This window comes from Amycolatopsis sp. MJM2582 (assembly GCF_000754115.1).
Taxonomy (GTDB): domain Bacteria; phylum Actinomycetota; class Actinomycetes; order Mycobacteriales; family Pseudonocardiaceae; genus Amycolatopsis; species Amycolatopsis japonica.
Genome location: NZ_JPLW01000010.1, coordinates 44,136 through 64,745, shown reverse-complemented (window position 1 = coordinate 64,745; position 20,610 = coordinate 44,136). Strand labels below are relative to the sequence as shown.

Here is a 20,610-nt window from a genome sequence, read left to right as displayed (position 1 = left end):
GGGCGTGCGAGCGCAAGGGACCGGCCTTAGGGTTTCCGGAGTGACCAGAGAAGCCCCGGTAGTCCTGTGGTTCCGCCGCGACCTCCGCCTGGGAGACCACGCCGCCCTGCTGGAGGCCTCGAGGCACAGCAAGCACGTCCTCGCGCTGTACGTCCTCGACGACGCGCTCCTCAAACCCTCCGGCGCCCCGCGCGTCGCGTTCCTGCACGGCTGCCTGAAAGCGCTGGACGACCAGCTCGGCGGACGCCTCATGCTGGTCAAGGGAGACCCGGTCAAGGAGGTCGTCAAGGCCGCTCGCGAGGTCGGCGCCGCGGCCGTGCACGTCAGCACCGACACCGGCCCGTACGGCCGCCGCCGCGACGACGAGGTCGAGAAGGCGTTGGCGGAGCACGACATCGCCTGGGTCGAGACGGGTTCGCCGTACGCCATCACGCCTGGCCGCATCACCAAACCCGACGGCGACCCGTACCGCGTCTTCACCCCGTTCTACCGTGCGTGGGTGCGGCACGGCTGGCCGCGCCCCGCCGACACCGGGAAGTCCATTGTGGACTGGGTGGAGCCGCCGCGATCGGTCAAGCTTCCGAAATCCCCTTCCCTCAAAGGGATGGAGCTGCCCGAGCCTGGCGAGAAGGCGGCGCTGGAGCGCTGGCACGAGTTCCTGGACGACGGCCTCGAAACCTACGACGAGGATCGCGACCGTCCCGATCGTCCCGGTACGACAAGGCTTTCGCCGTATCTCCGCTGGGGTTGCGTCCACCCGCGCACCCTGCTGGCCGACCTCGCCGGGAACGAGGGCTCCGGCGCCAAGGCGCTGCGCGGCGAGTTCGCCTGGCGCGAGTTCCACGCCGACGTCCTGTGGCACCGCCCCGAAACCGCGCGGAAGAACTACGATTCCCGGTTCGACGCCATGGAACACGAGAGCGACGACGAAGCCTTCCAGCGGTGGTGCGAGGGGCGCACCGGGTTCCCGATCGTCGACGCCGGGATGCGTCAGCTGCTCGCCGAGGGCTGGATGCACAACCGCGTCCGGATGATCGTGGCGAGCTTCCTGGTCAAGGATCTGCATCTGCCGTGGTGGCTCGGCGCGCGGCACTTCATGAAGCATCTGGTCGACGGCGACCTCGCGTCGAACCAGCTGAACTGGCAGTGGGTCGCGGGCAGCGGCACCGACGCCGCGCCGTATTTCCGGATCTTCAACCCGACGACGCAGGGGGAGAAGTTCGACCCCGCCGGTGACTACGTCCGGCGCTACGTCCCCGAACTCCGGTCCGTGCGGGGCAAGGCCGTGCACAAACCGGAGAACGTCGAGGACTACCCGGCACCGATGGTCGACCACGCGCACGAACGCCAGGTCGCTCTGGAGCGTTACGGCGCCATCAAGGGTTAGCCGCGCAGGGCTTCCGAAAGCTTGATCCGGCTGCCGACCCGCAGGACGCTGTTCTGGTAGATGCGCGCGCCCAGCCAGGTGAACAGGGCGATGGCGCCCACGGTCAGGCCCAGCGACGCCACGATCTCCCACACCTCGACGGTGCCCGCCGCGATCCGCGCGGGCATCAGCACCGGGGAAAGCAGCGGCACCAGGGAAAGCACCTTGGTGGCCGTGCCTTCCGGCGCCTGGGCCAGCAGGTTGAACCCGACGACGAAGCCGAGGATCAGCACGATGTTGACCGGCCCGATCACCGACTGGGTGTCCTCCTGCCGGGAGACCAGCGAACCCATGGCGCCGTAGACGGTGGCGTACAGCAGGAACCCGAGCAGGTACCACACGACACCCCACAGCAGGGCGCTCGTCGCGACACCGGACAGCGTCAGCACGTCGGTCGCCGAAGCGACGATGAACCCGGCGCCACCGATGATCACCAGCTGCGTCAGCCCGACCAGCCCGAGCCCGATCACCTTGCCCAGCAACAGATGCCACGGCCGCACCGTGGACAGCAGGATCTCCACCACCCGGCTGGACTTCTCTTCGACCACACCCTGCGCGACCAGCGTCCCGTAGGTCACGATGCTCATGTACAGCAGCACCGCCACGATCAGCCCGATGACCATCCGCTGCGATTTCTCGGGGTCCGGCGGTTTGATCGAGTCGACCTCGACCTGCGTCTGATGGACCGTGCGCATCACCTGCTCAGGGGATTCCTGGGCTTCGGAAAGGATGCCGTTCAACACCTCCTGCTGGGAAACGCCGTTCAGCAGCGCACGCAGTTTGGTGTCCAATTCGGACTTGACGAGCACCTTCAGCTCGGTGGCGTTGCCGGACAGCAACGCGTCGAGATCACCGTTCTCGACCTGCGAGCGGCCCTGCGCCGGATCGGCGACGGTGACGGTCTCGATCTTCTCGCCGATCGCCTCGCCCGCGGTCTTGAGCTGCTGCGCGATCCCGGCGGTCTGACCGGTGAGGCCGACCTTGCTCTTGTCCTCGTTGCTGATCAGCGTGGACTGCAGCAGGACGTAGCCCATCAGCATGACCAGCAGGACGGCGGTGCCGACCACGAAGGACCTGGTGCGCAGCCGGGTGTTCAGCTCGCGTGTGGCGATGAGCCGGACCGCGCGCCATGAGGAAACGGTGTTCATGCGGAAACTCCCTGTGCCGCCGGCTTTTCGGCGACCGCGTCGCGGAAGAGCTCGGTCAGCGAACGCCTGCGTTTGGTGAATTCGGTGACCGGCCCGGTGGCCAGCGCCGCGGCGAGCACGGCCTGATCGTCGGCACCCGTCTCGAGTTCGAGGATCGTCGTCGGGCCGTTCTGCTCGATCGTCCGGACCCCGGGGACGGCCGAAGCCCAGCCGGGAACGGCGCCGGGCGCGGTGACGACGAGCCCGTTGCCCGCGCCGGCGGTCAGCTCCCCGACGGTGCCGGAGGCGACCATCCGTCCACTTCGGATGATGCCGACGCGGTCGCACAGCCGCTCGACCAGATCCAGCTGGTGACTGGAGAACACGACCGGCACCCCGGTGGCGGCCGTCTCCCGCAGCACTCCGCTCATCACGTCCACGGCCAGCGGGTCGAGGCCGGAGAACGGCTCGTCCAGCACGAGGACCTTCGGATCGTGCACCAGCGCGGCGGCGAGCTGCACGCGCTGCTGGTTGCCGAGGCTCAGCTTCTGGACCTCGTCCTTGCGCCGTTCGGTCAGCCCGAGCCGGGCGATCCAGTTCTCGGCGCTGCGGTGGGCGTCGTTGGCCGACATCCCGTGCAGCTCGGCGAGATAGACCAGCTGCTCCAGCACCTTCATCTTCGGGTACAGCCCGCGTTCCTCCGGCATGTACCCGATATGCGTGCGGGTCTCGTGGGTGATCGGGGCGCCGCCGAAGCGCACCTGGCCGGAGTCGGCCGCCAGCACCCCGAGCACGATCCGCATCGTGGTGGTCTTGCCCGCGCCGTTGCTGCCGACGAAGCCGAACAGCTCACCGGGCTGGACCTCGAAGCTCACCTCGTCCAGCGCCACCTTGGCGCCGTAGCGTTTGGAGACCTTGTCGATCTCCAGCTTCCCCTCGCTCATTTCCACTTCCCCTCTTCGAAATACCGCACCAGCGCCGCGAATCCCCGATGGACGCCGGAAACCGTGCGGTTCCGTTCGATCAGCCCGTCCAGCTTGACGTTGCTCACCACCGAGGTGGCCCGGTAGACCAGGACCGCCCTCCCCGCGTCGGCGAGGACCCCACCCGCCACCAGCACGACGGCGACCACGCCGATGGACATCTTGTGCCGCTTCTTGTCCCCGGTCATGCCGGAGCCACCCCCTCGAAGTCTTCGGGATCGTCGTCCGGCAGCCGCCACGCGAGCCACAGCGCCGGTAGCGACGTCCCGAAGACGAACAACGCCGCTGTCATCGCGGCCAGCAGCGAACCGGAATCCGGTTGCCCCGCCGCGTAAAGCCCGTACCCGAGATCCACCAGCATGAGCACGCAGATCCCCTGGAACGCAGCGTAGTGCGCGCGGTTTCGCAGCAGCAGTTCGCGTTCGTCGAGATCCTTCGCCGCGGAGCCCGGCCTGCCGACGGCCTTGCGCAGCACCGTCGCCGTGCCGACGCAGAGACACAGCCCCGGTCCCATCAGGCCCACGGCGAACCACAAGGTCGGCTCGCGCAGCAACGCGGCACCGGCGATCACGACCAGATGGCCGATCACGGCGGCGACGGCGAGACGGCGGCGATCCGCGCGCGTCCGGGTGGTGGTCATGCCGGGCTCACCCCTTCGAAGTCTTCGGGGTCGTCGTCCGGCAGCGACCAGCCCAGGATGACGCCGGAGAGCGTGGTCCCGGTGACCAGCAGCGCGCAGGCCATCATCGCGCCGCGCGCGCCACCGTCTTCGGTACCGGCGACGATCAGGCCGTAGAACACCGCGATCAGCATCAGCGCGACCAGCACCTGATAGCTGACGAAAGTGACACGATGACGCCATTCCCGCTCGCGTTCGTCGAGACGGCTGGAGAACCCGTTGCTCATCTTGCCGGTCAGGATCCGCAGCAGATAGTGCGCCCCGCCCGCGATGAAGCAGCCGCCGAACCAGCACACCAGGAAGGCGGGGGTGTGGCCGGTGTGGAACAAGGCGGCACCGGCGATCAGGATCAGATCGCCCGTCACCACCAATACACTCAGCGTCCGCCGCCGTTTCCTCGTACGCCACGACGGAAGCCGGAGGGCGCGTTTGCGTTCCAGCTCCTCCCATCGTTCCTGCTGACGTTCCCAGTACGCCGCGAGACGGCCTCGTTCCTCGCTCATGTTCCCCCCTCCCGGTAGACCTGAGTGGACAGCGGCGTGAACGGTTCGCGGCTGAACACGGCTTCGACCGGGAGGTCGAACACCGCGCAGATGCGGAACGCCAGGTCCAGGCTCGGGTAGTGGTCTCCCCGTTCGAGCGCGCCGATGGTCTGCGGATTGACCTCGACGGCCGTCGCGAGGGCGGCCCTGCTCAGTCCACGCTCGGCCCGGAGCACGGGAAGCCGGTTGTAGATCGGCAGCTCTTTGCCGCGTCTTACCGGGCTCATGGAACATACTGTTGCAAAAACCCAACGACTCGTCAAGCTGAGGGCATGACTCACCGCATTTAGAGGACTAAATGCGGTGAGGGGTCAGGCGAGGCCGGCGAGCGATTTGTCGACAAGTTCCTGGACGCGGGCGCGGGCGGCGGTGGCGTCGGGGGCGACCAGGCCGAGCCGGGTGCGGCGGTCCAGGACGTCCTCGACGTCGAGGGCGCCCTCGTGCCGCACGGCCCAGACGACCTCCGCCGCGCTGATGTCGGTCCCGTCGAACAGGGGGAGCCCCAGTTCCGGGTCGACCTCGCCGAGCGCCGCGACCCGCGGCGCCTCGGTGCCGTACTTCGCGACGAGCCGAGGTGGCGCGTCCACAGTGGACAGGCGGTGGCGCGGTGTCGCGCCGAGCAACGGGAGCCGGGACGTCGTCGACGGTCCGGCGAGGAGCCCGGACCGCTTCAGCGCGGCATCGACGGCGTCTTCGGCCATCTTCCGGTACGTCGTCAGCTTGCCGCCGACGACGGTGAGCACGCCGTCGGCTCCGGTCACCACCGCGTGCTTGCGGGAAAGATCCGCGCTGCGTCCGCCACCACCTTCGACCAGCGGCCGAAGACCGGCGAACGAGCCCGCTACATCGGCGCGAGTCAGCGGGCGGGTGAACGCCGTCGACGCCACTTCGAGCAGGAAGTCCACATCGGACTCCGGCACGGCCGGCACCCGCGGCACCGGCCCGTCGGTCGGTTCATCGGTGACCCCGACGAACACCCGGCCGTCCGGTTGCGGCAGCAGGAAGACGAAGCGGTTGTTCTCGCCGGGGACGGGCACGTTGACCGACGTCGCGCCGATCCGCGCCGCCCCCGAGGCCAGGATGAGGTGCGAGCCGCGCGACGGCCGCAGCCGGACCGACTCCGCCAGCTCGCCCGCCCAGACACCCGTCGCGTTGATCACCTGCCGGGCGTGGATCTCGATCTCCTGCCCGGTGAGCCTGTCCCGCGCCAGCACCGATTCCGCGTCGAGCCGGAGCGCCTCGACCCTCGTCAGGATCTTCGCGCCGCGTGCCGCGGCCGTGCGGGCGAGGCTCACCACCAGGCGCGCGTCGTCGGTCAGCGCGCCGTCGTAGGCCAGCAGTGCCCCGCGCAGGCCTTGCGGGGAAAGGCCGGGTGCGAGCGCCAGTGCCTCCGCGGCCGGGATCGACCTCGGCCGGGGCAGTACCGACGCCGGGGTGCCCGCCGCGCGGCGAAGGCCGTCACCGGCCAGGAGACCGGTCATGATGAAGGCCTGCTGGCCGCGTGAGGTCTTGCGGTACATGGGGAACAGCTGCGGGATGGCCCTGGTGAGATGCGGGGCGGTGCGGGTCATCAGGATTCCGCGTTCGACGGCGCTTTCGTGCGCCAGCGCCAGATCGCCCTTGGCGAGATACCGGAGCCCGCCGTGGACGAGCTTACTCGACCAGCGCGACGTCCCGTACGCCAGGTCGTACGCCTCGATCAGGGCGACCGACAGCCCGCGCGCGGCCGCGTCCAGCGCGATCCCGGTGCCGGTGACACCGCCGCCGACCACCACCAGGTCGACCCGCTCCCCGCCGGCCAGCGCCGTGAGTTCCCGGTCGCGCCGCAGAGCGTTGAGCGAGCCCGGCGTCACGGGCGCAGCGCCGCGTCGAGCACGTGGGCGAACTCCGTCATCAGCGCCTTCTCGTCCACGTCCGCGATGGCGGGACGGTACGAGAACGCGAACGACTGGATGAGCAGCAGCAAGGTGCGAGCCTGCGCGGCCAGATCACCTTTGCGGATCGAGCCGTCCTCGTGGCCCGACTTCAGCAGGTGCAGGATCACACCTTCGGCGAAGCGCTGGGTCTTCCCGAATCGCTCGACGATGTAGGGCAGGACCAGTTCCGAATCGAGGTCCAGCAAGGTGCGGAACAGCGGGTCGCCCGACAGCGCGGCGACGGCGGCCGAAGAGCTCTGGACGAGCTTCTCGCGGAAGTGGGCGGGCTCGACCTCGGGTTCCGCGGCGCCCTGCAGCAGGCCGCCGAACTCGCGGGTCATGAGGGTCGCGAGCACACTGCGCACGTCCGGGAACCGGCGGTAGACGGTCATCCGGCTGACCTTGGCGGTCCGGGCGATCTCGGCGAGGGTGGTCCGCCGCACACCGACGGCGAGCACGCACTTCTTCGCGGCGTCGAGCAGAACGTCGTCGGACACACGTGTCGAGGCCTGGCGGGATCGGGTGTCCGCCAGTGCCGAAACGCCTGTTTCCGCAGGTGAGTGACGTTTTACGTCCATATGTAACACTGTAGTCGTGACCGAGCTTATTGACCACCGGTTAAGACGATCCTGGACGCCCGAGGCCGGTGACGCCGCCCACCTTCCGGCCAAGGCCCTGAGGTGGCTCGTCCAGCGTATCGGGCCGTTGGGCTCCGCGGCGCCCTTCGCGCCCGATTCGGCGCTGTCCGTTCCCGAACCGGTGCTGGACGAGCGGCCCAAGCGAGACCTCGAAGAACTCGTCGGCGCCGAGCACGTCCTGACGGCGCCGGGGGAACGGCTCGCACGGGCCAGTGGTCTGTCCTATCTGGACTTGATACGGCGCCGGGGGTTCGGTGATTTTCCGGTGCCGGACGCCGTCGTCCTGCCGGAGAATCCCGCCGAAGTCCAGGCGGTACTGGAAATCTGCGCACGGTACGACGTCGGCGTCGTCCCGTTCGGCGGCGGGACGTCGGTGGTCGGCGGGGTCGCCGCACTGCGCGGTGACAAGACCTCGGTGGTCGCACTCGACCTCACCCGGCTCGGCGAACTGGTCTCGGTCGATCCCGTTTCCCGGATCGCGGTCCTGCAGGCGGGGGTCACCGGCCCGGAGGCCGACCGGCTGCTCGCCGCGCACGGTTTCACCCTCGGGCACGTGCCGCAGTCCTACGAACGCGCCACCATCGGCGGATTCGCCGCGACCCGGTCCGCCGGGCAGGCCTCGTCGGGCTACGGCCGGTTCGAGGACATGGTCAAGGGCGTCCGGCTCGCGACCCCGCGCGGGGAATGGAAACTCGGCGTCGCGCCGGCTTCGGCCGCGGGACCGGACCTGCGGCAGCTCGCCGTCGGCAGCGAAGGCGCGCTCGGCGTGATCACCGAGGTCGCCCTCCGCGTCCGTCCGGTGCCGGAAGTCCGCCGTTACGAGGGTTTCGTCCTCGATGGCTGGGAGAAGGGCACCGACGCGGTCCGCGAACTCGCCCAGCGGCACGTGCTCGCGGGCGTCACGCGACTGTCCGATGTGGACGAGAGCGAGGTTTCGCTCGCGCTCAACGACAGTGTGAAGACCAAGGCGCTGCGCCGGTATCTCAAGGCGCGGGGAGTGCACGCGCCGTGCCTGCTGATCGTCGGCTGGGAAGGCGCGTCGAAACGCGAGGTCGCCCGGCGACGGCAGGAGACCGTCGGCGTGCTGAAGGAGTTCGGCGCCGTCCGGATCGGGGCCGCGCTCGGCGAGTCCTGGCGCCGCGGCCGGTTCTCCGGTCCTCGGCAGCGGGACGCCTTGATGGACAACGGTGTCTGCGTCGAAACCCTGGAAACCGCCGCGTACTGGGCGGAACTGAGCGACCTGCGGGACGCCGTCCGCGCCGCGCTCACCGCGACCCTCGGCAACGCCATCATCATGTGCCACGTCTCACACGCCTACGAAACGGGCGCGTCGCTGTACTTCACGGTGCTCACGCCACGCGACGAGGCCGACCCGATCGCCCAATGGCAGCGGGCGAAGGCGGCCGCTTCGGAGGCGATCACCGGCATCGGCACGATCTCGCATCACCACGCCGTCGGCGCCGACCACGCGCGTTATCTGGCGGCGGAGATCGGCGAGATCGGCGTCGAAGTGTTGCGAGCGGCGAAGAAGGCCGTCGATCCGAGCGGGATCCTCAATCCGGGGAAGCTGGTCTGATCAGCGTCCCGGCCTCGACCAGCGTGCAGTCCAGACCGTGCGTTTCGGCGGGGATCCCGTCCAGCGCGGCGGCCCGGCGCTGTTCGAGGTCGGCGACGCGGATATGCCTGCCGTCCACCAGGATCGGCAGGCGGATGTCCGCGGCGCCGACGTACGCCACCACGTCGTCGAGCACGGTTCCGTCGTCGAGCGTGATGGCCGGGGCGGTCAGCCGCACCAGGTTGTAGCGCATGCCGTTGCCCTCGCATTTGTCGAGCACGGCCAGCTGTTCGGGCGTCGCGAACCACACGGCGTGCTCCTCGACGACACCCGGCGCGGCGGCCAGCGTCGCGGGGCGCTGCCCGTCACGGAACCGCAGCCCGGACGCCCAGACCGCGGCGAGGTCGGTGCAGCGCGCGTGGCAGACGACGACCGGGCCTTCCAGTCCCATGTTCTCCCGCAGCCAGGTGATCTTGGACGGGCACGCGTTCGAGCCGTAGGCGAGCACGGCCTGGCGTTCGCGCCAGCCTTCCGGCGCGGTGTCGAGACTGTGCCCGGCGCCGTCGAAGTGGACGAACGAATGCCCCGGCCGCGCTCCCGGATACGGATCGGCCGGGAAATCGGCGTCGGTGAAGAGTTTCACCACGTCACCACGCTGCGGAGGACATCTCCGTCGTGCATGCGTCCGAAGGCCTGCTCGACGCCGTCGAGGGCGATCCGCTCGGTGACGAACTTGTCGAGCGGGAGCCTGCCCTGGAGGTAGAGGTCGATCAGTATCGGGAAATCGCGTGAGGGCAGGCAATCGCCGTACCACGACGATTTGAGCGAGCCACCGCGCGAGAAGAAGTCGATCAGCGGCAGATCCAGCCGCATGTCCGGCGTCGGGACGCCGACGAGCACCACCGTGCCGGCCAGGTCGCGCCCGTAGAACGCCTGTCGCCACGTTTCGGGCCTGCCGACCGCGTCGATCACGACGTCCGCGCCGAACGAATCGGTGAACTCCCGGATCGCCTCGACGACCTGGTCTTCGCTCAGTCCCTTGCTGTTCAGTGTGTGCGTGGCGCCGAAGTCCTTGGCCCACGCCAGTTTCCGGTTGTCGGTGTCGACGGCGACGATGGTCTTCGCACCCGCCAGGTTCGCCCCCGCGATCGCGGCGTCACCGACACCGCCGCAGCCGATGACCGCGACGGAATCGCCGCGACTCACCGCACCGGTGTTCAACGCGGCGCCGAGGCCTGCCATCACCCCGCAGCCGAGCAGCCCGGCGACGGCGGGCTCGGCGGCGGGGTCGACCTTCGTGCACTGTCCACTGTGGACGAGCGTCTTTTCGAGGAAGGCTCCGACGCCGAGCGCGGGCGACAGGGCGGTGCCGTCGGCCAGTGTCATCGGCTGGGCGGCGTTGAACGTGGAGAAGCAGTACCAGGGCCTGCCCCGGCGGCAGGCGCGGCAGGTGCCGCAGACCGCGCGCCAGTTCAGGATCACGTAGTCGCCGGGTTCGAGATCCGTCACGCCGTCGCCGACGGCCTCCACGAACCCTGCGGCTTCGTGGCCAAGCAGGAACGGGAATTCGTCGTTGATCCCGCCCTCGCGGTAGTGCAGGTCGGTATGGCAGACGCCGCACGCCTTGACCGAGACGACGGCCTCGCCGGGCCCGGGATCGGGCACCGTCACGGGCTCCAGCGAGACCGGCTCACCCTTGGCGCGGGAAACGACGCCCTGGACCTCGTACGGCATGCTCACCTCCGACTAGTCGACTTCGCAGCTTGCCACGAAGCCGACCCGGATCGCGACATCCGCTCGGGTGCGGTATCGGTTCAGTGCCCCGGCGTGATGATGTAAGCGATGCCGCCGGGACCACTGGAAACGCCGCCATTCGTGTTGTACCGCTTGGTGCGCTGCCAGATGGTTTCGAACTGGTGTCGTTTGTAGACGTTCCGGACCCGGTCGTTGCTGCTCGCGGCCGGGTCGTTCGCGATCACGTCACCGTCCTTGGTGAAGCCGACGACGACCATGATGTGCCCGGCGGTGCCGTAGCCCGCGCCGTCGAGTTCCTCGGCCTTGAACGACTGCGACGTGATCACCGGGATGCCGCGCGCGATGTACTTCTCGAGTTCGTTCAAGGAGTGCAAACGGGTGATGTGCCCACGCAGTCCGAGTGATGCGGCGTACGCGGTGTTGAACGGCCAGTTGCCGGTTCCGTCGTAGGCGTAGTCGAACGTGTGGCGGGCGGCGTACGCGACGGTCGGATCGACGTAACCCTCCGGGATCCACTTCATGTCTTCGGGCTTGGGCCGTTTGCCCCAGTACTCGGCGACCATTTCGGTGGACGTCGGGCTGCACCAGTTCTCGCCGCCGCCGCCGTACTCCGGGAACTGTCCTTTGTGGAGGTTCTGCGCGTAGGCGGGCACCTTGAGTTCGATCCCAGTGGCGCGGCCCGGCTTGGTCGCCTGGACCTCGAAGCGGTCCGGGACCAGCGACGTCATCGCGCCGACCGACGTCACCGACGGTGTGGCGCGGGAACCGGCCTCGCGGTACAGGCTGACCCGCAGCTGGTACGAGCGGAGCGCGACGCCCGCCTTCATGACCAGCGTGTCGACGTCGACTGCGGCGTTGGCGTCGCTCTGGCCGTCGACGCTGGTGCGTTTGATGTCGGCGTCCCCGCTGGCCCAGCGGCCCATGACGTACCAGGAGGTCTCGGCGCCCGACGCGGTGCGGCCCTTCGCCTCCACCTTGATCCAGGTCTTGGCCGGCGTCTTCGCGTTCCACGAAGCGACCAGCTGGGAGGCGTCGAAGCCCTGCGTGTGGCTCCGCGACGTCCACTGGCCGTATTCGTAGGTCTTCGTGGTGCCGAGCACGGGTTCGGTGTGCTCGATCGTGCCGATCGGGCGGTCGATGCGCAGGGCGCCGTGGTCGAGGCCGAGCCCTTCGAGCCTGCCGTCGCGGAAACCGGCGTGACCGGACCATTCGTGGTAGTCGATCGACTCGTCGTCCGGACGAGGAGGTCCCGCTTCCGCCGTCTGTGCCGTCACCGCGGTCATCGTCGCGATCGTCAGCAGCGTGACCAGCCCTCGTATGCGCATCCCGGCTCCATCCCTCGATTCCACCCAGTAGGGAAGGGATTTTCGCCGGTCGCGCGAGGTATGTAAACAGTTGCCTACAAGACGGCCTGGGTCTGTGTCACTTTCGCGACCAGCCTGCCCTCGTCGTCGCGGATTTCGGTTTCCACCACGATGAGCTTGCGGCCCGCGTGCAGAGCGTTTCGTCCTCTGAATGCGATCCTTGCGCGTGCAACTACCGCATTCAGAGGACGAAACGCGGGGGCGTCAGGCGAGCGGGTGGGGCAGCAGGAGCTCCGTGTTCTGGTCTTGAGCGGTCCCGACCGCGCCCAGTGAGGCGTGGATGTCGTTGTACGAGAACTCCCGGTACAGCGACGCAAGCGCTTGCGTCGAGGTGTCCGAGTACGACGCCTCGTACGGCGCTTCCGCCTCGATCAGCGTCGTGAACAGCGACAACGTGCCGTCGGCGTTGTCGGCGACCTCGATGATCCGCGCGTGCTGCGGGAAGTCGATATGCGAGGCGGTGTTGATCTCCCAGAAGCCCTGCTTCGCGGTCTTGCCGGCGTGCGGGGTGATCTTGTTGCGGTGCGTATGCCCGTTGACCCACGCCAGCACGTTCGGGAACCGGTGCAGCAGCGAGACGAACGTGTCGCCGTTGAGCCGGAGCTCCAGCGGATGCCGCGCGTCCGGCAGCACGTTGCCCATGGTGTCGCTGGTGTGGTGGCTGAACAGGATGAACAGCTCGTCCGTCACGTTCTGCGTGACCTTGCGCCCGAAGAAGTCGTAGTACGTCGAGCTGTTGCGCTTGAGCGTGTTCTCCACCCAGGTGAACTGCCCGAGCCCGATCGATCCGTCGGCCAGTCCGGCCATCGTCGTGGTGTCGAGGCTGATGCCGGTGATCCCCGGCGCGATGCGGAAGGTGTAGTACACGTTCCGCCCGTCGGCGTTGTTCCCGCTGAACCCGTGGCCCACCGGGCCGGGACCGGTGTTGGCGGAGTCGAGGTGGTGCTGGACGAATTCCGCGGTGCTGAACGGCCGCCGTCGCTCGTCCGGGGTGATTTCGCGGATAGTGCCGGAACCGCCGAACAGCTCCGTGATCGGCACGCCCGAGCCGGACCCGATGGCCTTGGCGAGCTTCCGCGACGTCGTCTCGTCCTTGCCGATCACCTTGAAGCGGCCGGTGTACCAGGCGTCCATCCCCGGCAGATCCGGCACCGTGCCGACGATGCTGTCGTCGTGGTTGCCGAAGGTGCAGAACCACGGGACGTCGAGACCGGGCGAGGTGAAGGTGTTCGACGCCGCGCCGAGCAGGCCGGGCACCTGCGGGAAGCCCTTCTTCGTGTACGCGTCGTCCAGTGGCTTGCCGGGGTTCCAGTAGTGCGAAGACCCGGACGTCTGGACGCCTTCGTGCACGTTCGGGTCGCCCGAGGTCGGGTTCACCGTGCCGCCGTTGAGCACCTTGAGGAACCATTCGAGCTCGATCAGCTCGTGGTTGTCGGTGTTGTCGCCGGTGGTGACCATGAAGTCGATCGCCCGCCCGGTGAACGGGCCGGTCTTCAGGCTGTTCACCCGCTCCACCAGCGCCGTCGTCGCGACCGGGCCGAGGGTCTCCTGTGGCCGGTGCGCCGAGCCGACGAACGGGTGCAGGTACTCGAACCGCGCGGGGCTTTCGGCGTCGGTGAAGTGCAGGTCGGTGAACTGCGCGAAGGACGCCATCGCGCGGCGCCGGTCGTCGCGGCCGGACTTCGGCGCGGCGAGATCGCCGCGGACCACGAGTGGCCAGCCGGGGCCCGCGGTCAGCCGCGTGTAACCGGGACCGCCGGTCCGCGGGGCCGCCGCGGCTTCCAGTGTGGTGCCCGCGGTGCGGACCGCGCGGGACGCGGTGCGCACCAGCGCGCGGTCGAGCGCGTTGGCGGTCGGTGTGCACAGCAGCAGGCCGACGCCGGCGGCGCCCGCCGCGGTGAAGGTGCGCCTGGAGATGACGGACATGGCGGTGCCCCCAGTCGTCGCGGGTGGGTGTCGCGGAAGGACGATGCCGGAAGACGTTAGCCGTGGGGTGAACGCCAGAAAAGGGTAATGCGAAAATTTGTCACGTTCGGCCGAATACGCAAGTAGCCAAGCGGGCTGGTTACGCTGGCCGCTCGACGAGCGAGGAGGTGGCCCGGTGGGTGCTTCGGCTTGGTCCGTCCGCGGCCGGTTCGACGGCGACCCGGAAGCGGCGCTGGACGCGATGAAGGCGCGCGTCTTCGAGGAGGGCGACTACCTCTGGGAAGAGGACGAACTCGGCCGCCCGGACTCGATCGACGAGCTGTACGAGGTGGAGAGCGTCCAGGAGTCCGGGACCCATTCCGTACTCGACGTCCACGAGTTCATCAGCGCCACGGGTGAGGACGACTTCGGCACGATCCGGCCTCTGACCGACGCCGAGCTTGTCGCCGCGTTCGGGACGGAGGAGCCTTCCGTGGCGGACTTCGACGAGCTCGACAAGGCCGGTCGGCTGCCGTACGAGCGGCGGCCTCGGTGGAGCGCGAACTGCGCGTTGCTGTACGAGAACGACGTCGCCGTCGAGTTGGCGATCTGGGGTGTGTCCGGCGACTAGAGCCGGGCCGCGAGCCCGTCGAGGATCACCTCGACACCCAGCTCGAACAGCTCTTCGCCGCTCTGCCGCGCGAAAGCCGGCCCCAGCCTGCCCACATGCGGATAGGCCTCAAGCCGCGCGAGGAACCCTTCGTCCGGCTTCCGCGCGGGGAGCGTCTCGACCGACGCGAGTACGTGCGCCGTGAGCAGGCGCGAAATCCCGGCGGTGTCCTCTTCGGAGAAACCCGCCTCCAGCAGGATCCGCGCGGTCGTCTCGATATGGCCCAGCCGGTGCGACCCGGTCGGCGGCCGCGCGCGCAGCAGTGCGGCCGAGTCCCGGTGACGCAGCAGCAGGGCGCGGAACTGGCGGAGCCCGCTCGCGAGCTGATCGCGCCACGGCAGCGATCCATCGATCTCGAAGGCGTCGGCGCAGATCGCCTCGGCGACGAGATCCAGCAGCTCCGCCTTGTCCTTCACGTGCCAGTACAGCGTCGGTGAGCTGACGCCGAGCTTCGCCGCCAGCCGACGGGTCGTCAGCTCCGCGAGGCCGGCGTCGTCGAGCAGTTCGACGGCCGCCTCGGTGATCTTGGCGGGGTCGAGTGAGCCTTTGCGTGCCACCCGGCGGACTCTATCAGTGATAGATTTATCTCTATCGCTGATAGAGATCGGGGGAAGTGATGCTCTGGACACCGAAGCTCCGCCTGGTCACGGTGCTCTGCTCGATCGTCTTCGTGCTCGGGACGACGCTGCAGAACTACGTGATCATCGATCTGGATCTGATCGAGGCGAGTATGCGGCTCAAGGGGGCCGACACCGCCGCCGCGCCCACATACCTGAGCGCGTTGCGGCTGGTGGGGAACGTCTTCATCGTCGGCAATGCCTTGGGCCTGCTGGTGTGGTTCGGGTGGCGTTGGCTGTTCTGGCCGGTGCTCGCGTTCAACGTCGCCCAAGCCTTCGGCGTGTTCGTCGTGCCGTTCGAAGTGCACCGGGCGGCGATCGCCGAACACGGCTGGCCGGGCGTGCTGCCTTCGCTGGTCACCGACGGTGGCGCGGTGATCCTGTCGATCGTGCTGATCGTCGCTTACGTGCGGTCGTTCAGGCGGAAAGGCGACCCAGTTCGGCTTTGACGGCCTCGACGGCGGCCTTCGTCTCGGTGGCCGGGTCGGCGCCGTCGCGGGCGATCCGGCCCAGCGCGTCGACGAGCGCGGTGTTCGCCGCCGGTGTCCACAGTGGACCGGCGGCGCGCCCGTTCTCCTTGACCAGCTTCGCGGCGTCGCCCGCCGCGGTGACCTTGTCGAGCACGCTCCGCCGCGCGGGCAGATGGAAACCGAACTTGGTGGCGAACTCCTGCTGGAAGTCGACGCGCTCCAGCCACAGCCATTTGACGAAATCCTTGGCGGCGTTGGAGTTCAGGCTCTTGGCGTGCACCATCGCGCTCAGTCCGCTGACCGGCACGGAAGGCGCGCCCGCCGCGTCGAGCCGCGGGAAGGCCAGGACACCGAAGTCGTCTTTCAAGGTGTCCTGGATCTTCGGCAGATTCCACAGCCAGGTCCACTGCATCGCGGTGATCCCGTCGATGAACGGGAGCGGATCCGGCCAGTCCGTCGCGGCGCCCAGCAGCATCGAACCGTTGAGCTCGTGGAGTTTCGCGAACGCCGTGGCGGTGCGCGGATCATCGAAGCCGGCGGATTTCCCGTCCTTGACGTAGTCGAGCCCGGCCGACCACAGCAGCGGCCCGGCGAGCGCCGCCGCGCCCGCGTCGTTGCCGGCGAACAGGCCTTTGACGCCGTCCTTGGACAGCTTCTTCGCGGCATCGACGAGTTCGTCCAGCGTCTGGGGCGGCTGGACCCCGGCCTCCTGCAGGAAACTCTTGCGGTAGAAGAGGACTTGGGTGTCCAGCGCTTGCGGGATGCCGTAAGTCTTGCCGTCGACGGTCTGTGCCGCGAGCACCGAAGGATTGAAGTCCCCGCGCACGGGCCCGATGACGTCGTCGAGCGGGACGAGGAGGTTCTGCCGGACGCGCTCGACGGTGACCTGGCCTTCGAAGACATCCGGGACCGGCCCGGCCCGCAGTGCGGCATCGAGTTTCGTTTCGTAGTCGTCGGGATTCCACTGCACCGCGACCTTGGACTTCTGATACGCCGCCGCGTAGCGCGTGACGGCTTCTTGGACGCCCGCCTCGGGATACGGGTGGTACCACTGCGTGAGATCCACCGGTTTCGGTTTCGGCCTGGTCACCCCGGCGGAGTAGGCCGTCGAGGGCGGAGGGTTTCCTGTTTGGACGGTGTTGGACCCGCAGGCGGAGAGCACCGTCGTCCCCGCCAGTGCCAGGAACGCCCGCCTGTTTGTCTTGCGCACCAACAAAACCCTTCGCCGAACGCCGTGAAGGCCATCTCCAGGGACCAGAGTCCCTCAAGATGGCCTTCACTGAAGCGCAGGCGCGCGGGAGATTAACCCGTTAGAGCTGACTGACGTCGAGTTTGCCTTCGGAGTGGAACGCCCGCAGCCGCTTCTTGTCGAACTTGCCGACACTGGTCTTCGGGACTTCGTCCACAAAGGTCCAATTCTCCGGAAGCTGCCACTTCGCGACCTTGTCGGACAGGAAATCGCGCAGCTCTTCGGCCGTGACGCTCTGGCCCTCCTTGAGCACCACGGCGACCAGCGGGCGCTCGTCCCACTTCTCGTCGGGGATGCCGACCACGGCCGCCTCGGCCACCGCGGGATGCGCCATCACCTGGTTCTCCAGGTCCACCGACGAGATCCATTCGCCGCCGGACTTGATGACGTCCTTCGCGCGGTCGGTGAGCGTCAGGTAGCCGTCGGGGCTGATCTTGCCGACGTCGCCGGTGCGCAGCCAGCCGTCGTGGAACTTCTCCGGGTCGGGCTCGTCACCGGTCTTGCCGCCGTAGTACGACGCCGCGATCCACGGGCCCTGCACTTCGAGCTCGCCGACGCTTTCGTTGTCCCACGGCAGTTCCTCGCCGTCGTCGCCGATCAGCCTGGCGCTGACGGACGCCGGGAAGCGGCCTTGGGTGTAGCGGTAGTCCCACGCCTTCTCTCCGGTCGCGGAGGCAGGCGGACGCGCGACGCTGCCCAGCGGCGACGTCTCGGTCATGCCCCAGGCGTGCAGGATCGGCACGTTGTAGCGGTCTTCGAAGGCGTGCATCAGCGACGGCGGCGCCGCCGATCCGCCGACGACGACCTCACGCAGATGAGAGATGTCCTGCGGGTTCGCGTCGAGGTGGGAGAGCAGGCCCTGCCAGATGGTCGGGACGGCGCCGGCGAAGGTCGGCTTCTCCGCGGCGAGCATCTGGGCGATCGGCGCCGGCTGGAGGAAGCGGTCCGGCATGAGCAGCGAGGCGCCGACCATCAAGGCCGCGTACGGCATGCCCCACGCCATCGCGTGGAACATCGGGACGATCGCGAGGGCCTTGTCGTGCTGGGCCAGCCGCATGCTGTCGGACATCGTGACCTGCATCGAGTGCAGCCAGATCGACCGGTGGGAGTACGCGACACCCTTCGGGTCACCCGTGGTGCCCGAGGTGTAACACATCGCGGCGGCCGACCGCTCGTCCACCTCGGGCCAGTCGAAGGTGTCCGGCTGACCGGCGAGCAGTTCGTCGTAGGAGTGCACCTGGACGCCGTCGGGCGCTGGGAGGGTGGAGGCGTCGCCGTTGGCCACGATGACGTGACGCACGGTCTTCAGCTCGGGCAGCTGCTTGGCCAGCAGCGGGACGAGCGTGCCGTCGACGATGACGACCTGGTCTTCGGCGTGGTTGGCGACGAAGACGAGCTGCTCGGGGAACAGCCGGATGTTCAGCGTGTGCAGTACCGCGCCCATCGCCGGGATGGCCAGGTACGCGGCCATGTGCTCGGCGTTGTTCCACATGAAGGTGCCGACGCGCTGGTCGCCGGTGATGCCGAGGCTCCGGAGGGCGTTCGCGAGCTTCGCGGCGTGCTTGCCGAGTTCGCCATAGGTCTCGCGGCGGGCTTCTGAACCGGTCCAGGTGATGACTTCGCTCTCGGAGTGCACCGTGGTGCCGTGGCGGAGCAGCCTGCCCAGTGACAGCTGCCCGTCCTGCATCGTGCTCAACATCGCGTACTCCCGTGGTGCTCGTTCTCCGGTGAACTGGGGTTGCGCCGACTCTAATCCGGGAGGGGTGAACCGGTCAGTAACATCGCAGGCAACCGTTCGGTCACAGTGTCGCGCTAACGGGTGTTCGCCGGTTCGGGCCAAGATCATCAATAATTCGTATTTTTCTTACCATGAAACGAAAAATGGCTGACTGTGCGAAGTGGTGACATCGCTCATAAGGGTGATGAACGCCGGTGAATCGCCGCTCGAACGGCGTGTTTCCGCAGGCTGGGGCGGGTTGCCCGTGGCGTGGTCGAGGGGTAATAAGTGCGTGTCGGTTTCACGGCCGAGGAACGGGTGGCGTTTACTGGAGCCGTGGTACAGAGACGGCTGGCCAGCGCTTGCTCTCGCAAGCATGGTTAAAGGCCGTCGGCCGCGAAAGCGGAGACCTGAGATGAAAGGACTACTACGTTGGCTCTGCCCACGTTGACTCCGGAGCAGCGCGCCGATGCCCTCGCCAAGGCGGCTGAGGCTCGCAAAGCGCGCTCCGAGCTGCTTGCGTCGATCAAGTCCGGCAAGGAGAGCATCGACAAGGTGCTCAAGCAGGCCAAGGAGAACAAGACCATCGGCAAGACGAAGGTCACGCAGCTGCTGAAGGCCGTGCCCGGTCTGGGCGCGGTCAAGGTCGCCGCCCTGCTGGAGCAGGCCGGCATCGACCCGGACCGGCGTGCCGCCGGCCTGGGCGAGCGGCAGCGCGAGGCCCTTCTCGAGGCGCTGAAGTAACGCTTCCGCCCAGGCTGTCTGGGGGAAGGTGTTGTCCGAGAGGCTGTTGCCCGGGCAACACTTTCCCCTGGTCTCAGCCGGAGCCTGGGACGCTGGTGGGGTGACGACCAGTACCGCACCGGCGACCCCGGCAGACCTGGCCGCCCGCTACGTGCGGGGCGACTTCCTCCTGGCCACGGCACGGCACGCGCTCCTCGCGAGCGGGGCCGTGGCCACCGCGACCGACACCGAGCCGTCGCGGCTGTCCGGGGCGCTCCCCGGGCTGTTCACCGACTCGGGTGCTTCGATCGCGGTCGGCGTGCTGCCCTTCGACACCAGTGACACCACGTCGACACCGGGGCATCTGGTGCTCCCGCGCGCGGTCCACCGCGCGTCGTCCGACCACGCGGCCGTTCCGCCGCGCACCTCGCTTCCGCGGCCGGTCAAGGTCACACCCGTGCCCGAGCCGGAGGCCCATCTGGCCGCCGTCCGCGCGGCCGTCGCGGCACTGAGCGACCGTGACCTGCGCAAAGTCGTTCTGGCCCGCGCTCTCGATCTCGACTTCGACGAGGCCGTCCCGGTCGCCGAAGTCGTCCGGAACCTGGCGAACGGCAACCCCCGGCACACCACGTACGCCGTGCAGCTGCCCGGCGGGCGCACGCTGGTCGGCGCCACCCCCGAACTCCTGCTCTCCCGCACCGGCGGCGCCGTCGTGTCCCGGCCGCATGCCGGGTCGATGCCCCGATCGGCGGACCCGGCGATCGACAAGGCGAACGGTGAGGCGTTGCTGGCGTCCGAAAAGGACCACGTCGAGCACGCCGTGGTGGTGGAGTCCGTCGTCGAGATCCTGCGGCCGTTCTGCCGCACGCTCGACGTCCGCGGCCCTGAACTGGTCTCGACGCCGGCGATCTGGCATCTGTCGACGACGGTCACCGGCGAGCTGATCGACGAGGACGTCACCGCGCTGGACCTCGCCGCCGCGTTGCATCCGACGCCCGCGATCTGCGGCACGCCGACCGATGCCGCCCGCTCACTGGTCCAGGAGCTGGAGCCGTTCGACCGCGCGTACTACGCGGGCGCCGTCGGCTGGGTCGACGCGGCGGGGGACGGCGAGTGGGCCGTCGGGATCCGGTGTGCGGAGATCGCCGACACCTCGATGCGGTTGTACGCCGGCGGCGGCATCGTGCCCGCCTCCGACCCGAAGACCGAACTCGACGAGACCTCGGCGAAGTTCCGCACCCTGCTGGCCGCGATGGGTCTGGAGATCTGACGCG

The 20,610-nt window shown here is 68.6% G+C and carries 21 protein-coding genes and 1 pseudogene; 6 read left to right on the top strand and 16 right to left on the bottom strand.

Going from position 1 to position 20,610, the window contains the following annotated elements; translation table 11 throughout:
* The first annotated feature begins 40 nt into the window (after nt 1-40).
* Nucleotides 41-1,387, top strand: coding sequence for a deoxyribodipyrimidine photo-lyase (locus tag ED92_RS40040; protein ID WP_037347983.1), 1,347 nt, complete (start codon nt 41-43; stop codon nt 1,385-1,387).
* Here ED92_RS40040 and ED92_RS40035 read toward each other — a convergent pair.
* From ED92_RS40035 to ED92_RS40000, 8 genes are all read right to left on the bottom strand, one after another.
* Complete coding sequence (locus ED92_RS40035; RefSeq protein WP_037347982.1) at nt 1,384-2,574, bottom strand: ABC transporter permease; 1,191 nt, start codon at nt 2,572-2,574, stop codon at nt 1,384-1,386. The genes ED92_RS40040 and ED92_RS40035 overlap by 4 nt on opposite strands.
* Nucleotides 2,571-3,497: an ABC transporter ATP-binding protein gene (locus ED92_RS40030; RefSeq protein ID WP_037347981.1), complete on the bottom strand. Its 927-nt coding sequence runs from the start codon at nt 3,495-3,497 to the stop codon at nt 2,571-2,573. The genes ED92_RS40035 and ED92_RS40030 overlap by 4 nt, the downstream gene beginning before the upstream one ends.
* Complete coding sequence (locus tag ED92_RS40025) at nt 3,494-3,724, bottom strand: hypothetical protein (protein WP_037347980.1); 231 nt, start codon at nt 3,722-3,724, stop codon at nt 3,494-3,496. The genes ED92_RS40030 and ED92_RS40025 overlap by 4 nt, the downstream gene beginning before the upstream one ends.
* Complete coding sequence (locus ED92_RS40020) at nt 3,721-4,176, bottom strand: hypothetical protein (RefSeq protein WP_037347977.1); 456 nt, start codon at nt 4,174-4,176, stop codon at nt 3,721-3,723. The genes ED92_RS40025 and ED92_RS40020 overlap by 4 nt, the downstream gene beginning before the upstream one ends.
* Nucleotides 4,173-4,718: a hypothetical protein gene (locus ED92_RS40015; RefSeq protein ID WP_037347975.1), complete on the bottom strand. Its 546-nt coding sequence runs from the start codon at nt 4,716-4,718 to the stop codon at nt 4,173-4,175. Before ED92_RS40015 ends, ED92_RS40020 begins: the two co-directional genes overlap by 4 nt.
* On the bottom strand, nt 4,715-4,984 hold the full coding sequence (locus ED92_RS40010) for a helix-turn-helix transcriptional regulator (RefSeq protein ID WP_005155992.1): 270 nt from the start codon (nt 4,982-4,984) through the stop codon (nt 4,715-4,717). The genes ED92_RS40015 and ED92_RS40010 overlap by 4 nt, the downstream gene beginning before the upstream one ends.
* 84 nt (nt 4,985-5,068) lie before the next feature.
* Nucleotides 5,069-6,610, bottom strand: coding sequence for a glycerol-3-phosphate dehydrogenase/oxidase (locus ED92_RS40005; protein ID WP_037347974.1), 1,542 nt, complete (start codon nt 6,608-6,610; stop codon nt 5,069-5,071).
* Entirely contained in the window at nt 6,607-7,170 is a 564-nt protein-coding gene (locus ED92_RS40000) for a TetR/AcrR family transcriptional regulator (protein ID WP_037347972.1), read from the bottom strand. The genes ED92_RS40005 and ED92_RS40000 overlap by 4 nt, the downstream gene beginning before the upstream one ends.
* A gap of 97 nt (nt 7,171-7,267) precedes the next feature.
* On the opposite strand from ED92_RS40000, the gene ED92_RS39995 reads away from it, so the two are divergent.
* The gene (locus ED92_RS39995) at nt 7,268-8,887 is read left to right on the top strand and encodes an FAD-binding oxidoreductase (RefSeq protein WP_081976084.1); all 1,620 of its coding nucleotides are present in this window, start codon (nt 7,268-7,270) and stop codon (nt 8,885-8,887) included.
* On the opposite strand, the gene ED92_RS39990 is transcribed toward ED92_RS39995, so the two are convergent.
* The 5 genes and pseudogenes from ED92_RS39990 to ED92_RS39975 form a co-directional block, all read right to left on the bottom strand.
* Entirely contained in the window at nt 8,865-9,512 is a 648-nt protein-coding gene (locus tag ED92_RS39990) for a gamma-glutamylcyclotransferase family protein (protein ID WP_037347971.1), read from the bottom strand. The genes ED92_RS39995 and ED92_RS39990 overlap by 23 nt on opposite strands.
* The gene (locus ED92_RS39985) at nt 9,506-10,600 is read right to left on the bottom strand and encodes an S-(hydroxymethyl)mycothiol dehydrogenase (RefSeq protein WP_037347970.1); all 1,095 of its coding nucleotides are present in this window, start codon (nt 10,598-10,600) and stop codon (nt 9,506-9,508) included. The genes ED92_RS39990 and ED92_RS39985 overlap by 7 nt, the downstream gene beginning before the upstream one ends.
* Before the next feature lie 80 nt (nt 10,601-10,680).
* The gene (locus ED92_RS39980; RefSeq protein ID WP_052121316.1) at nt 10,681-11,946 is read right to left on the bottom strand and encodes a C39 family peptidase; all 1,266 of its coding nucleotides are present in this window, start codon (nt 11,944-11,946) and stop codon (nt 10,681-10,683) included.
* 74 nt (nt 11,947-12,020) lie between these two features.
* Nucleotides 12,021-12,119: pseudogene (locus ED92_RS43600) on the bottom strand (PaaI family thioesterase); the annotation flags it as partial.
* A gap of 70 nt (nt 12,120-12,189) precedes the next feature.
* Complete coding sequence (locus tag ED92_RS39975; protein ID WP_037347969.1) at nt 12,190-13,911, bottom strand: TIGR03767 family metallophosphoesterase; 1,722 nt, start codon at nt 13,909-13,911, stop codon at nt 12,190-12,192.
* A gap of 175 nt (nt 13,912-14,086) precedes the next feature.
* Here ED92_RS39975 and ED92_RS39970 point away from each other — a divergent pair, with 175 nt between their 5' ends.
* A complete protein-coding gene (locus ED92_RS39970) occupies nt 14,087-14,521 on the top strand; it encodes a hypothetical protein (RefSeq protein WP_016337460.1) in 435 nt (144 codons plus the stop codon).
* Here ED92_RS39970 and ED92_RS39965 read toward each other — a convergent pair.
* A complete protein-coding gene (locus tag ED92_RS39965; protein ID WP_037347966.1) occupies nt 14,518-15,117 on the bottom strand; it encodes a TetR/AcrR family transcriptional regulator C-terminal domain-containing protein in 600 nt (199 codons plus the stop codon). The two genes, ED92_RS39970 and ED92_RS39965, sit on opposite strands and share 4 nt — an antisense overlap.
* 59 nt (nt 15,118-15,176) lie before the next feature.
* Here ED92_RS39965 and ED92_RS39960 point away from each other — a divergent pair, with 59 nt between their 5' ends.
* The gene (locus ED92_RS39960; RefSeq protein ID WP_037347965.1) at nt 15,177-15,626 is read left to right on the top strand and encodes a hypothetical protein; all 450 of its coding nucleotides are present in this window, start codon (nt 15,177-15,179) and stop codon (nt 15,624-15,626) included.
* Here the strand turns inward: ED92_RS39960 and ED92_RS39955 are convergent.
* On the bottom strand, nt 15,595-16,857 hold the full coding sequence (locus tag ED92_RS39955; RefSeq protein ID WP_037348093.1) for an ABC transporter substrate-binding protein: 1,263 nt from the start codon (nt 16,855-16,857) through the stop codon (nt 15,595-15,597). The genes ED92_RS39960 and ED92_RS39955 overlap by 32 nt on opposite strands.
* 100 nt (nt 16,858-16,957) lie before the next feature.
* Nucleotides 16,958-18,595: a long-chain fatty acid--CoA ligase gene (locus tag ED92_RS39950; protein WP_037347963.1), complete on the bottom strand. Its 1,638-nt coding sequence runs from the start codon at nt 18,593-18,595 to the stop codon at nt 16,958-16,960.
* A 450-nt stretch (nt 18,596-19,045) separates the two neighbouring features.
* Here ED92_RS39950 and mihF point away from each other — a divergent pair, with 450 nt between their 5' ends.
* Together mihF and ED92_RS39940 are read left to right on the top strand one after the other, a co-directional pair.
* Entirely contained in the window at nt 19,046-19,357 is a 312-nt protein-coding gene (gene mihF / locus ED92_RS39945; protein ID WP_005155963.1) for an integration host factor, actinobacterial type, read from the top strand.
* A gap of 100 nt (nt 19,358-19,457) precedes the next feature.
* Nucleotides 19,458-20,606, top strand: a complete 1,149-nt coding sequence (locus tag ED92_RS39940; protein ID WP_037347961.1) for an isochorismate synthase — start codon at nt 19,458-19,460, stop codon at nt 20,604-20,606.
* The last annotated feature ends 4 nt before the right edge of the window (nt 20,607-20,610 follow it).